The sequence below is a fragment of the Bacillus salacetis genome, from assembly GCF_003581585.1.
Taxonomy (GTDB): domain Bacteria; phylum Bacillota; class Bacilli; order Bacillales; family Bacillaceae_B; genus Rossellomorea; species Rossellomorea salacetis.
Genome location: NZ_QXIR01000015.1, coordinates 13,527 through 26,556, shown reverse-complemented (window position 1 = coordinate 26,556; position 13,030 = coordinate 13,527). Strand labels below are relative to the sequence as shown.

The window sequence follows — 13,030 nt, the reverse complement described above, 5'->3', positions numbered from 1 at the left end:
GCAAGAGCGGCAGGCCTTCTCTCTTTGCCAAGGAAATCAGGCGGTATCCACCATTATGACAACGATGAATTTACCAACGTTCTCTAACGAAAGTGGCAGCCTCAGGGCTCTGTCAAATCCGGATAACTTCGATTCACCGACGATGACAGTTGGCGGTGTGATATCCATTGAATGGCCCAATTGGGAGATGTGGGTTGAAAGGTTCCCGGCTATCATGTTGCCGAGTTCCCCTGCAAAGGATTCCAGCATTTCCCCTTCAAGCGGCATTCCGAACATGGAAGCCCCGAGACCTTGAAAGTCTTCAACATGCCCATCAATAATGATTTGTCCCCGAATGTCGCCGGTAAGCCCGATCAGAACGCCCATACTATGTATTTTCACCGGCTCAGTAATAAGTGAAGGCTGATCAACTTTTACAGGGAGGGGAATGACCGATTTAATAGACTGAATCGTACCATTTAAAATATCGGTAACACTTTTTGTTGTAGTAGTCATGTCAGTTCCTCCAGTATTTTTTTTAATCTTAGCATAGAAACAGGGTATAAAGAATGATTGTTTTGAATTTTCGCCAATCGAATAACCCGGTTTGAAGCTTGTTTGGTCCTTATGACTCATAGCGATCATGAGTAAAAATGATTACATTCCTTTTATCGACACCAACAGCAATCTGTTTAATTTTTTGCTCGTAGAAAAATGAATGAATCTTTCTGAAATGGAAAAGATATCCTTACTGATGTAAGGAGAGATTTGGATGCCTAAAATAGTGAATGTTGAAACTGCTATTCCTCCCTATTGTGTAAAACAGGCTGAAGCAGCCATTTTTGCAGAGAACTTATTTTCGGAAAGCTTCCGGGATATTAAACGGCTGATGCCTGTTTTTCAGAACGGCGACATCGAAGCGAGACATTTCGTCCATGATTTGGAGTGGTTCAAGCGTACGAGGTCCTTCCAGGAAAAAAATGATTCATTTATTAGTAATGCCGTTGAATTAGGAACAGAAGCAGTACGGAAATGTATCGAAAATAGCCCCTCAGTTGACTACGAAAATATTGATGCGATTATAACCGTTTGTTCAACCGGGCTTGCGACTCCAAGCCTTGAGGCCAGGATCATGAACAACCTTCCTTTTCCGGAACAGGTTAAAAGGATCCCCATTTGGGGTCTCGGGTGTGCGGGAGGGGCGAGCGGACTTTCTAGAGCGTATGAATACTGCCTCGCTTTCCCAAAAGCGAATGTGCTTGTTTTGACGGTAGAACTCTGCTCTTTGACATTTCAACATGGTGACAGGTCAAAAAGCAACTTGATAGGGACCTCCCTGTTTGCTGATGGGACAGCTTGCACCTTGGTCTGTGGAGATGACAGCCCTGTATTGAAAGTCGTGAACAGACCGCTTCCTGCGATTTTTGGAACCCAATCGACTACAATGAAAAATTCATTGGATGTAATGGGGTGGGATGTCAAAGATGATGGACTTTTCGTCGTGTTCTCTAAGGACATACCTGCCATCGTTGAAAGCTGGCTAAAGCCGAACGTGGAGAAACTTTTGATGCACTATGATTTATCTTTAGGGGACATCAAACACTTCATAGCTCACCCAGGAGGAAAAAAAGTATTGGATGCGTACGGCTCTTCTCTGGGACTCGATCCCAAGCTCCTTGATAGTTCAAGAGAAATCTTGAGAAGGTTCGGGAATATGTCGTCTGCCACAATTCAATATGTACTAAAGGATCACTTAACTAAAGCTGCTCAACCTGGAGAAATAGGACTGGGTGTGGCGCTTGGCCCCGGATTCAGTTCAGAATTACTGCTAATGAGGTGGGAATGATGTTTTACTTATTGTTTTCGGTGATCGCCATTCAGCGATTGGTCGAATTGATCATTGCGAAACGAAATGAAAAGTGGATGAAGGCAAAGGGGGCCAGGGAGTACGGTCAAAACCATTATAGGTTGATGGTACTGATCCATTTGCTGTTCTTTACTTCCCTGCTGGCGGAACAGTCAGTGGGGCGGCAGGAGCTCAATGAGTATTGGCCTTCATTATTTATCCTTTTTCTGGCTGCCCAGGCAGGAAGGGTTTGGGTGATTGCCTCTCTTGGACGTTACTGGAACACAAAGATCATCGTTTTGCCGCAGGCTGATATCATTGCAAAAGGTCCATACAAATTCATTAAACATCCCAATTATCTTATAGTGACAGTCGAGCTGATTGTGATACCATTGATCTTCAATGCCTATTGGACACTTTTTATCTTTGCTCTGCTCAATCAATTTATATTATCGATACGTATACCTGTTGAAGAGAGAGCGTTGGCGGATACTACCGACTATCACGAAATACACCAGGGGAAGCAACGGTTTATCCCTGTTATCAAAAAAGGGGAAATTGATTGAATGATTGTAAAACATGGTTGTTTCCGGAAAGGTTCCGAGTGCCGGATTTTTCCCCTGTATTACAAGGTTTTACTCTCGAAAAAAAGATCTGTTCTTTTCTATGATGCTCCGGGGTTTTGATGCTAATTACCAGGATATCTTTTGAACTTCATATTACTTAGCAGCGAAGTTTACGGAAAGCGCATAAAACAAAGTATTGAAAATGATTATCACTTTTGATAAAATTCTAATTGAAGATGAAAATTATTCTCAAGACGGGCATGAAAGGCAGGGGTTTCCGGCATGATTTTGTTATTGGTTGTCCTGACAGCAGTGGTATACGGCTTGTTAATGAAGTACGTATTGACGAATACATTTGTATCCAAAAGCAAGACAGCAGTAACTGCTTCTGAAGGAAAGACGGCTGGAGAACAGTCATCAGATTTAATTCCAGTCTATGAAAGGTAATGGATTGCTTCCAAAAAAGGACTGAACGTTCAAGGACCAGCTTGAATGTTGAGTCCTTTTTTTGTGGCAAGGTTCCATTTTCAGCTATGTTTTAATAGGAATGGAGTGAATAATAAGATAAAATAAACTTGGCATAAAAATGATCAATATAATTTAACGGTGTAAGGGGAAGGTTCGTTTGCAATCGCTATCACAAACAAAGACAACATTTGATGAGAAAATAAATAAGCTCGCCTCTTTATATGAAACCCTGAGGGAAAGCGGTGACATGGAGGCGGCATCCAAAGCAGAACTGCTTGCACATAAGTTCTGGAAAAATGAATTCATCGCCGGCTTCTGCGGTCATTTTTCCGCAGGCAAATCGACCATGATCAATGCATTGGCAGGAGAGGAATTGCTGCCGTCAAGCCCTATTCCAACCTCGGCAAACCTGGTGAGGCTCCACAAGGCTGATTCTGATTTCGCCAAGGTTCATTATCATGATAAGCAGCCGGTCCTTTTTGACGGAGCGTATGATTTTAATATTGTAAAAAGATACTGCAAAGACGGGGAAAATGTTCAAAGTATCGAAATCGGTAAAAAGGATTCAAAGCTTCCCGACGGAGTGACTGTGCTCGATACTCCGGGGGTGGACAGTACGGATGACGCCCACCGTATTTCCACCGAGTCTGCACTTCACCTGGCGGATATCGTGTTCTATGTGATGGATTACAATCATGTACAGTCACAGTTGAATTTTGAGTATACCCGGGAGCTTGCAGAGCATGGCGTCCGTCTGTATCTGATAGTGAATCAGATTGATAAGCATGATGAGGAAGAATTATCTTTTGAACATTTCAAGAATTCTGTGTCAGAATCTTTTGCAGCCTGGCAGGTGGAACCAGAAAGGATCTTTTTCACATCATTAAGGGATCAAAACAACCCGCATAATGAGTTTTCTGAAGTCAGGGATTTAATTAACAGCCAATTTCAACATAAAGATGAGCTTCTGCAGCGATCTTTCTCAGCAGGGATCAGCCGGCTGGTCAGCGATCACCAAAAATGGCTGAAAGACAATTTAAAGGAACAGCAGGATTCACTCTCAAGGGTAATCTCCACGGAAGATGTAGAAAATGCAGACTCAATCATTGAAAAAGAAGTCAAGTTACGGGAGAAAATCGCTGAAAACAATTCACAATCATATATACAAACCTTCGAGGAAGAAAGAGAAAAAATCCTTGATAATGCCTATTTAATGCCTTTTGAAACGAGGGAACTGGCCAAAAGGTATCTTGAGTCCCTCCAGGATGACTTCAAAGTAGGGATGTTCTTTTCAAAGAAGAAGACAGAAGAAGAGAGAATTCAGCGGGCCCATGAATTTCTGAAGGATCTAAATAGCAAAATTGAGTCCCAGCTTGAGTGGCATCTTAGAGGGTTGGGCAGTCTCGTAATGAAGCAGGCAGGATTCCATGATGAGGGCCTTTTGGCCGATTCTGAAGGCCTGACAGTCGAGTTGACAGAATCCGATCTTAAAGAGACGGCAAGAACAGGTGCCAGGGTGACAGGCGAGTATGTATTGAATTATTGTGAGGAGCTGGCAGGAAGAATAAAGAGGAAGGCCCGGAGAGAGACAGAGAGCTTGAAGCTGCAGCTGACGGAACTTGTGGGGTTAGAAAAAACCGAAGAAAATGAAGCGCTTGCAGAACAATATAAGCTGATCAAAGAAAAAGCGGATGCCCTTAAAGAACTGGATTTTTATAAAGAAGACGTAGAAATCAAGACCAGCAACCTGCAAAGCGTCGTAGAAGATACGGTAAATGTGAATTCCGATGAGACCGTCATTGGATGGGAAGATAAGTGGGAAGAAAACGAGAATGAATATATCCTGTACTCCGATGCTGGGAAAAAAGAAGAAATCCAGCAAGAGTCAGCTCCCATTGCTGAAACAGAAGCCGTCGGTAATGAGAGTGAAAACCAGCAAATCGCAATGGAACCATTGATTGACCGCCTGAACGAAATGGCGGAGAGCTACGAGGAAATCCAGGGTTTGAAGCAGACTGCACAAGTATTGAAGAGGAAAGCGGAAAGACTGCAGGACCAGCATTTCACGATTGCCTTATTTGGCGCATTCAGCGCTGGTAAGTCCTCCTTTGCCAATGCGCTTCTCGGAAGTAAAGTGCTGCCTGTAAGCCCGAATCCGACCACAGCCTCCATAAACCGCATCAGGCCGCCGATGGATGGGAACAAACACGAAACGGCGCTGGTGTACCTGAAGACAGAACAGCAGATGTTGATCGACGTCAAGAATTCAATGAAGGTGTTTGGGGAGCAAGCTGAATCCCTGGAGTCGGCAGCACAGCGTATTCCTGATCTGTTGAAAAGGAATGATGGAGAAGGAAAAGAAAAGATCCACCTTTCCTTTCTTGCCGCATTTTTAAAAGGATACAAAGATTATCATTCACAGCTTGGAGAAGTATTGAAGGTCAACCTGGAAGGATTCAGGGGATTTGTAGCAAATGAGAGCCAGTCATGTTATGTAGAGTCCATTGACCTATTCTATGACTCTCCGATCACTAGGCAGGGAATCACCCTCGTGGATACACCGGGTGCTGATTCCATCAATGCCCGGCATACCGGTGTCGCTTTCCAATATATAAAAAACTCGGATGCAATCCTGTTCGTAACCTATTATAATCATGCATTTGCAAAAGCGGACCGTGAATTCCTCATTCAGCTTGGAAGGGTAAAAGATGCCTTTGAGCTTGATAAAATGTTTTTCATAGTAAATGCTGTCGATTTAGCAAAGGACCAGGAAGAGAAACAGGATGTCATCGATTACGTTCAAGGGCAGCTGGTGGAATACGGGATCCGTTTTCCGCGTATTTTCGGGGTATCCTCTAAACAGGCGATGGAGCAGGAAAACAGAATCGATTCCGGAATAGAATCTTTCAAGAAGGACTTTGATACATTCATTGACGGAGAGTTGAAATTGATTGCTGCGCAGTCTGCAGAAGCAGAATGGAATAGAGGCCTTGACCGCTTGAAGACTCTGATTGAGAACTCTTCCCTCGATAAAAGAAAACGCGATGCAAGAATAGAGGAATTGCAGGAGTTAAAAGAAAAGATTCATTCTTTCCTGAATGGCGAAGCCCCTGAAAGCCTTAAGCTTCGTGTTTCACAGGAAATAAAAGAATTGATTCATTATGTGAAACAAAGAGTGTTTCTTCGCTTTTCAGACTTCTTCAAAGAAGCATTCCATCCTGCTGTTTTCTCACAGCATTCTTCAGCAAAAGCAGCATTGCAAGCAGCATTGCAAGCAGCATTGGAAGAACTGCTGGAATCCTTGGGATTCGATTTTGCACAGGAAATGCGTGCAACGACATTAAGAGCAGAGAAATTTGCTGAAAAGAAATTGATTTCACAATTTGAAATGTATAGCGAAAAGATAAACAAGATGGAAGGGAACCTGGTATTCACTCCCTATGAATACGGAAGGCCATCGGAAATAAGCTTTTCAAATGCGTTCTCAACTATAGAAAGAGAACGTTTCCAGCCAGTGATGAAAGACTTCAGGAACCAAAGGGATTTTTTCGAAAATAACGGCAAGAAAAAGATGGCGGAAAAGCTGAACGAAACTCTTCAAGAACCAGCGGATGACTATTTGTCACACTCCAAGCAGCAAATCACTGATTGGGCGGTGGAATTCCTGGAAAAAGAACATTCAAGGATGACAAAAGAGGTATTAGCAGAGTCTGCGGCACAAATCGATTCATGGCTCGATGCATTGAAATCAAGCGAAAATCTGCAGAGCTGGAAAAATATCTATGCAAGGCTGTCAGTTAACCGGTAAGAGTGATGGATAAGAAGATGAAGGACAGCCGTTATCATGCTTGTGCCACCTGCAGACACTTCTCAGCGGAAAGAATGGATGGAAAAATGCTTTATCATTGTAAACGGCTTGGTTTTGAAACCAAGCCCGAGTATCAATTCAATTGCTGGAATCCAAAAGATCATATCAGGAAGCTGATGAAAAAGGAGGATGACAGGGATAATGGAGAACACTAAAGAGATTTCCTGGCTGGAGATGAATTATTTGAGCGGAGAAGTCAGGGTTATAGACTGCCGCTATAAACTTGATGAGCCTGACTATGGTAAAAGGAAATATGAACAAGACCATATTCCTGGAGCGGTTTATTTTGATTTGGAAGAAGATTTGTCTGGAAAGGTTAAGGAGCATGGCGGAAGGCATCCCCTTCCGAAGATTGAAGAGTTTGTTTCCAAACTCGAAAAGGCAGGAATCGGGAACGACACAGTGGTTGTTATATATGACGGCGGGGAGGAAGCGTTTGCTTCACGATGCTGGTGGCTTTTGAAATATATCGGGCACAGGGATGCCTTCGTGTTGAACGGGGGATACCCAGCCTGGAAAAAACGCAATCTGCCTGTTACTAAAGAGGTCCCTTATTATAACATAGGACAATTTGCTCCCCATTTGAATGAAGGCATGGTTGCCACAGTCGAAGATGTCAGGAAAGTCTCACGAAAGGAATCCGAAGGCATCCTTATTGATTCAAGGTCAAGAAACCGCTACCTTGGATTGGTAGAACCTATCGATAAGGTACCCGGACATATACCTGGAGCTGTAAATTATGAGTGGACGGAAGCACTTGAAAATGGCCGCTTTCTTTCCGATGAAGACCAGCATAGAAGGTGGGAGCACCTGGATAAAGAAAAGCCCCTTATCGTATATTGTGGCTCTGGTGTAACAGCCGTCCCCAATATCTTGTCTTTATGGTCTTCCGGCCATCAAAAGGCGAAGCTCTATCCGGGGAGCTACAGCGACTGGATTTCCTACGACGGACACGAAGTGGAAACAAAGGAAAACTAGAAGGAAGACCTGTTCCTGATTGGAACAGGTCTTCCCTTTGGTTTAGAATTCTCTTTTGATAGATTTAGCCGAATTATGACTCAGTAAAAGGCTTCATGGTTTTTATTATGGGAAAAGGATGCTGCAAATGGTATAAATGTCCCTCCTAAGAATTTCAAAAAAATAAATTACTGAAATATGTTATAATGCATAGTGGACAAAGGAGTGATGACTGTGGAAAAACACAATGAACATCTATTATTGATCGATGGTATGGCACTATTATTCCGTTCATTTTTCGCAACAGCTGTTTCTGGACAATTCATGATAAATTCAAAAGGACAGCCTACCAATGGTGTACAGGGCTTCATGAAGCATCTGCTGATGGCTGTAGAACATATCAATCCCACCCATACGGCCGTTTGCTGGGATATGGGAAGCGCGACATTCAGAAATGAAATATACTCAGACTACAAGGCGAACCGAAATGCTCCCCCGGTTGAATTGATTCCTCAATTTGATTTGGCAAAAGAGGTTGCTGAAGGATTTGCCCTTTATAATATCGGCATGAGCGGCTTTGAGGCTGATGACTGTATAGGGACAATTGCCAAGAGTGCTCCAAAAAGCACAAAAGTTTCAATCTTGAGCGGCGACCAGGATCTGCTTCAGCTGCTCGACGATAATATCGATGTGGTTCTATTGAAAAAGGGATTTGGCAATTATCTGACTTATACCAAGGAGTATTTCATAGAAGAAAAGGGACTGACACCGGAGCAATTCATCGATGTGAAAGCATTGATGGGAGACACCAGCGACGGGTACCCTGGAGTGAAAGGCATTGGGGAAAAGACAGCCATAAAATTGATTCAGGAGCATCAGCACATACAGGGAATCCTGGAAAGCCTGCATCTTCTGACACCTGGACAAAGGAAAAAAATCGAAGCAGATCTGGATATGCTTCATCTTTCACGGCAGCTTGCTGAAATCAAATGCGACGTGCCTCTGGAGTTTCAGATGGAAGCGGCAAAATGGGGATCGATTGCATCGGAAGCCGTTTTGTTAATGGAAGAAATGGAACTCAGGGCCTTGCGCCGGTTCCTGATTGGAAAAGATCATTTGCTCAGCCAGCACGCATGAGCAAGTATGCTAAAACAGGGATTTATCAGGGGTTGATTGCCCCTGATAAATCCCTGTTTTATTCTACGTTGTATTAAATCTTTGTATTCGACTTTTTAGCTCTGTTTTCCAGCCTTGATTTAGGATCGGGAGTCCTGGTGCCGTCTTGAGCAAACCCCTGAGGGTTGACTGCTTGAGCTTTAGTGCCTCTGTTCTTATTATGTTCTTTGCTCATCTTGTCACCTCCATTAATATCTTCACCATACAAGGTGTTTTTAATGTAAGGCTCTTTTCGTAAACTTTGTTGCTATACAATAATAATTTCAAATAATATCCTGGTAAATCGATGTAAAAGCCCCGGTAAGCAGGGAAGAAAAGAGCTGCTCGTTCTTTTTCGAGAGTAAACCCTTTGAATACAGGGGGAAAATCCGGCACCTGGGATTTTTCCGAAAGCAACAATATATGCCAAAACAGCCTAATGTAAAAAGATCTATTGGATAAACTAATACCATGCTTGGTTTTGAATAATATTTCAGGGGGGAGAACAGATGAATAGAGGAATAGTAACAGCTCTTTTCAGCATATTTTTTGCACAGGCACTTAAAATTCCTTTGCACTTCATTAAAACGGGAAAGTGGAAACCTATGCTGTTTTTTCAAACAGGCGGCATGCCAAGTTCACACTCAGCGGGTGTTTCGTCACTGACCACCTTTATTGCATTGAAAAAAGGCCTTTCAACAATCGATTTTGCACTGTCATTCATCTTTGGGCTGATTGTCATGTATGATGCCCAAGGTATACGAAGACAAACCGGTGAACTGACTCTGAAAGTGAACTCACTGGACGAATTGGTTCGAAAAGCGCACGATGATGAGCCGATTCCTTTTGAAGAAAAACCTAAAAGGCTGAAAGAAATGCTGGGACACCAGCCCGTTGAAGTAATAGGCGGCGCAATACTCGGCTCAGTCATAGGCGGAACAAGCTTCCTCCTCGGAAAAAAAGATAGTCAAAAGAAAAGATTTTTTGTAAGATAGAACCAAAAGCGCAGGTGCCCTGTTCAGCGGCGTACAAACTCGACCGCCTTCGCATGAGATAAAGGAATCACGAAGAGCAGAGCGATTCGATGATGACTTATCGCAAGAAGAAGGAGGGGAGTTAGCTAGCCGCTGGGGCACCGGAGCTGGCCGAACCAAAAGCGCAGGTGCCCCGTTCAGAGGCGTACTGCCTCCTTAAAAGGTAAAAAAGATATAGGAAACACGTTAATGGCAAACAAACAAAGAACTTCTGACACAGGGTGAGGGAAATTGTGAAATATAATAAACAAACAACCGAAGATTTTCTTATGCATTTAGAGAATAAAGGATTTAAATTTGGGGAAGATGCAATCGGCTTTATCTACTTTGGAAAAAGGTCAGTGAATGTTTCTGATGAAATTGTTAATACAGCCATTGAGATTACATTGAAAGCACAGAAAAGATTCGACAACAGCTTCTATATGTCCTTGCTGGAAACACTGCATGCCAATAACATCAATACACACCAGGAAGCATGGAGATATGCAGAAAGCATTCAATTATTGGCTTAATGAAAATGTTTAGAAGGTGAAACCGTTGGTCTTTTGAAATGCCGGCCGATGTCTTGGCTGTGCCGGAGTATGTAAACTCAAGAGAATGCCAAAGGTGCATTTGAAGATCTAATGTTTGTACCCTTATGCCGGATGGCTTGTACAAAGCAAAAAGCAAAGACAGCGGCTGTGGTGTCTTTGCTTTTTTAGTACCTTCAGGTATTTTTGTTAACCAGCATTCTAAACAGCTGAGGCAATTCCGCCATCAGCATACCCAGGAAGATCAGTAGACAGCCCGTGGCTGCGATGGGTGTAAGTTCTTCGCCAATCCATATATAAGAGAAGATGGCGGCAAACACGGGCTCCATAGTCAGGATGACGGCCACCCTTGCAGGAGTGGTATGCCGCTGGGCGGCAGTCTGAATCAGATATGCTGCTGAGGTAGCCAGCAGGGCTGTTATGAGTAACGCTGATAGTACTTCAGGGTTGAGCAAGGTCGAAATAGCCAGCGCACCCTGCCAATCTTCATACAACAGCATGGAGATTGAAGACAACCCTGCAACTGTAAGGATTTGGATGATTGTTAGCTGTAATGCGGAAGCAGCCTTTGAATATTTATCAGTGAAAATGATATGAAGAGCAAATCCAAATGCACATATCATGACAAGCAGGTCTCCAAGATTCAGCGACTGTGCATGCCCGGCAGCTAATAAATACAGACCCAGAACGGCGGATAATGCCCCTGCGGCCGCTGCGGTCCGGGGTTTATGTCGCAGTATTGCAAAGCTTAATAAGGGAACAAGAACAACGCTTAAACCTGTAATGAATCCTGCCTTTGCGGGCGTGGTGTACAATAGTCCAAAAGTCTGGAAAGCATATCCGGCATAAAGAAAGCAGCCAAGTATAACACCCGGCAGCAAACTGCTTCGCTGGAAACTTATACGGCCTTTGCTTTTTATCAATAAAAGCAGCAGAAGAGACAGTCCTCCTAAAGTGAACCTTACTGTATTAAATGCGAAAGGAGGAAGGGTGGAAATGGCATTCTGGATGATGACAAACGTGGTTCCCCATATAAAGGCAACTGAAAGCAGGGAAAAATCTGCTGCCCATTTCTTTTTATTCATGAGCTGTGTTCAGATGAATAGCCTGCCGGGCAAGTTCATCTGCCCGTTTATTTTCTTTGCTTGGAATCCATTTGATAAAGAACAAATCAAACTCTCCAGCAAGCTGCAGTATTTCTTCCAACAACTGTTTGTACTTTTTATTGCGGGCAAACTCTTTTTCAACTGCATTGACAACAGCCTGGGAATCGCTTCTGAATGAAAGGACTTTAAAGCCTTTTTCTTTGCAGATTTTCAGGGCCTTGATACAGGCAAGATATTCTGCCTCATGATTTTCTTTAATCCCGAGTGGAAGGGAATAAGATAGGTTTTCCCCGCTGCCTTTAATAACTATACCGGCTCCGCTGTTCCCGGGATCACCAGCACTTGCGCCATCTATGTATACTTCTACCATGATTTCACCTCAAAACAATTTATCATATCTTTAAGTCTAAACAGGATTTGGAAAAACTTCAATTTAAAAGGGTGTTCCCGGATATTGTTATTTTTGGAACAATCTCAAGTGCAGGAATTTTCTCCTTTATTCTGGGTTTTATACTCGAACAAGAACGAGCCTCTCTATTCTTTCCTGCTTACCAGGATGTTTACGGCGATTTACCAGGATATTATTTGAAATATATACTGAATAGCAGCAAATTTTAGAAAAGAGCAACTTATAAAGATGAAATCTTCAAAAATTGCAAAAAAAATTGAAACAGGCAGCTGCCCGTTTCAAGCATGATATTCGTCAATCCTTTACATTCATTCGCTTGGCAAGGTATCCAAACGGTGTATCAATCAAGGCAACGATCCATTTTAAAATATACGTGGTAAGGAAGATCTGCACCCATATATCAAACGGAAATTCACCCATAAAGGCAATGGAGGTAAACACCAGGGTATCAATCAGCTGGCTGATCATAGTGCTGCCATTATTCCTGATCCAGAATTGTGAATCTTTTGGGAACCTTTTCCTAAGAAACGAAAAAATATAAACATCCGCAAATTGGCTGACCAGATAAGCAGCCAGGCTTCCGATTGCTATTCGGGGTATCATACCAAATATGGTTTCGAGTGAGCCTTGCGCAATATCATCGGGGTGCGGATGGAATACAAGAGCCATCTGCATGATTATGGTCATTACCAGCAAGGTGAAGAATCCCAGCCATACGGCTTTTTGCGCTTCTTTCTTTCCGTACTTCTCGTTCAGGATATCTGTAACGAGAAAGGCTGTACCGTACATTGCATTCCCCAGAGTAGCTGTCAATCCAAAAATCTCTATTGTTTTAATCACCTGTAAATTGGCTAATATAGTTGAAACGCCGATCCATACAAACAAGCCGGTCTTGCCAAAAATTTTATACATGGTCAAGACCAATATGAAATTAACAATAACAAAAAAAAGGCCGAACCATTCATTAAACATATTGTTCACTCCCTGAAAGTATAGTGAGAAAATGCATATACTAAAGACAACTTATATATATTGTTTACTTTGCCTCCCGCGTATACGCTCAATTTAAAAGGATTTCTTTCGGTATGCAGCGGATTGTTTTTTAAGGAACG

General features: G+C 42.9%; 14 protein-coding genes. 9 read left to right on the top strand and 5 right to left on the bottom strand.

Features of this window, described 5'->3' with window-relative positions:
• Window positions 1-36: 36 nt before the first annotated feature.
• Window positions 37-495: a chemotaxis protein CheX gene (locus D3H55_RS11945; protein WP_119547148.1), complete on the bottom strand. Its 459-nt coding sequence runs from the start codon at window positions 493-495 to the stop codon at window positions 37-39.
• 256 nt (window positions 496-751) lie between these two features.
• On the opposite strand from D3H55_RS11945, the gene D3H55_RS11940 reads away from it, so the two are divergent.
• The 7 genes from D3H55_RS11940 (at window position 752) to D3H55_RS11915 (ending at window position 8,821) form a co-directional block, all read left to right on the top strand.
• The gene (locus D3H55_RS11940) at window positions 752-1,825 is read left to right on the top strand and encodes a type III polyketide synthase (protein WP_119547147.1); all 1,074 of its coding nucleotides are present in this window, start codon (window positions 752-754) and stop codon (window positions 1,823-1,825) included.
• Complete coding sequence (locus tag D3H55_RS11935; protein ID WP_119547146.1) at window positions 1,822-2,391, top strand: isoprenylcysteine carboxyl methyltransferase family protein; 570 nt, start codon at window positions 1,822-1,824, stop codon at window positions 2,389-2,391. Before D3H55_RS11940 ends, D3H55_RS11935 begins: the two co-directional genes overlap by 4 nt.
• A gap of 282 nt (window positions 2,392-2,673) precedes the next feature.
• On the top strand, window positions 2,674-2,838 hold the full coding sequence (locus D3H55_RS24270) for a hypothetical protein (RefSeq protein WP_168413057.1): 165 nt from the start codon (window positions 2,674-2,676) through the stop codon (window positions 2,836-2,838).
• Window positions 2,839-3,016: 178 nt separating this feature from the next.
• Window positions 3,017-6,667, top strand: coding sequence for a dynamin family protein (locus tag D3H55_RS11930; RefSeq protein WP_119547145.1), 3,651 nt, complete (start codon window positions 3,017-3,019; stop codon window positions 6,665-6,667).
• Between the two features lie 5 nt (window positions 6,668-6,672).
• Window positions 6,673-6,882, top strand: a complete 210-nt coding sequence (locus tag D3H55_RS11925) for a hypothetical protein (RefSeq protein WP_240628558.1) — start codon at window positions 6,673-6,675, stop codon at window positions 6,880-6,882.
• A complete protein-coding gene (locus tag D3H55_RS11920) occupies window positions 6,869-7,705 on the top strand; it encodes a sulfurtransferase (RefSeq protein WP_119547144.1) in 837 nt (278 codons plus the stop codon). Before D3H55_RS11925 ends, D3H55_RS11920 begins: the two co-directional genes overlap by 14 nt.
• A gap of 207 nt (window positions 7,706-7,912) precedes the next feature.
• Window positions 7,913-8,821, top strand: a complete 909-nt coding sequence (locus D3H55_RS11915) for a 5'-3' exonuclease (RefSeq protein WP_119547143.1) — start codon at window positions 7,913-7,915, stop codon at window positions 8,819-8,821.
• Between the two features lie 73 nt (window positions 8,822-8,894).
• Here the strand turns inward: D3H55_RS11915 and sspL are convergent, their stop codons facing one another.
• Window positions 8,895-9,035 carry a small, acid-soluble spore protein L gene (gene sspL / locus D3H55_RS11910; protein ID WP_119547142.1) on the bottom strand — a complete coding sequence of 47 codons (141 nt, stop codon included), beginning with the start codon at window positions 9,033-9,035 and terminating at the stop codon, window positions 8,895-8,897.
• 313 nt (window positions 9,036-9,348) lie between these two features.
• On the opposite strand from sspL, the gene D3H55_RS11900 reads away from it, so the two are divergent.
• Both D3H55_RS11900 and D3H55_RS11895 read left to right on the top strand, forming a co-directional pair.
• Window positions 9,349-9,834 carry a divergent PAP2 family protein gene (locus D3H55_RS11900; RefSeq protein WP_119547140.1) on the top strand — a complete coding sequence of 162 codons (486 nt, stop codon included), beginning with the start codon at window positions 9,349-9,351 and terminating at the stop codon, window positions 9,832-9,834.
• Between the two features lie 272 nt (window positions 9,835-10,106).
• Window positions 10,107-10,385: a DUF6123 family protein gene (locus tag D3H55_RS11895; RefSeq protein ID WP_276310235.1), complete on the top strand. Its 279-nt coding sequence runs from the start codon at window positions 10,107-10,109 to the stop codon at window positions 10,383-10,385.
• A 194-nt stretch (window positions 10,386-10,579) separates the two neighbouring features.
• Here D3H55_RS11895 and D3H55_RS11890 read toward each other — a convergent pair whose 3' ends face one another.
• From D3H55_RS11890 to D3H55_RS11880, 3 genes are all read right to left on the bottom strand, one after another.
• The gene (locus D3H55_RS11890) at window positions 10,580-11,488 is read right to left on the bottom strand and encodes a DMT family transporter (RefSeq protein ID WP_119547139.1); all 909 of its coding nucleotides are present in this window, start codon (window positions 11,486-11,488) and stop codon (window positions 10,580-10,582) included.
• Window positions 11,481-11,879: a reverse transcriptase-like protein gene (locus tag D3H55_RS11885; RefSeq protein ID WP_119547138.1), complete on the bottom strand. Its 399-nt coding sequence runs from the start codon at window positions 11,877-11,879 to the stop codon at window positions 11,481-11,483. Before D3H55_RS11885 ends, D3H55_RS11890 begins: the two co-directional genes overlap by 8 nt.
• A gap of 333 nt (window positions 11,880-12,212) precedes the next feature.
• A complete protein-coding gene (locus tag D3H55_RS11880) occupies window positions 12,213-12,890 on the bottom strand; it encodes a queuosine precursor transporter (protein WP_119547137.1) in 678 nt (225 codons plus the stop codon).
• Window positions 12,891-13,030: the final 140 nt, after the last annotated feature.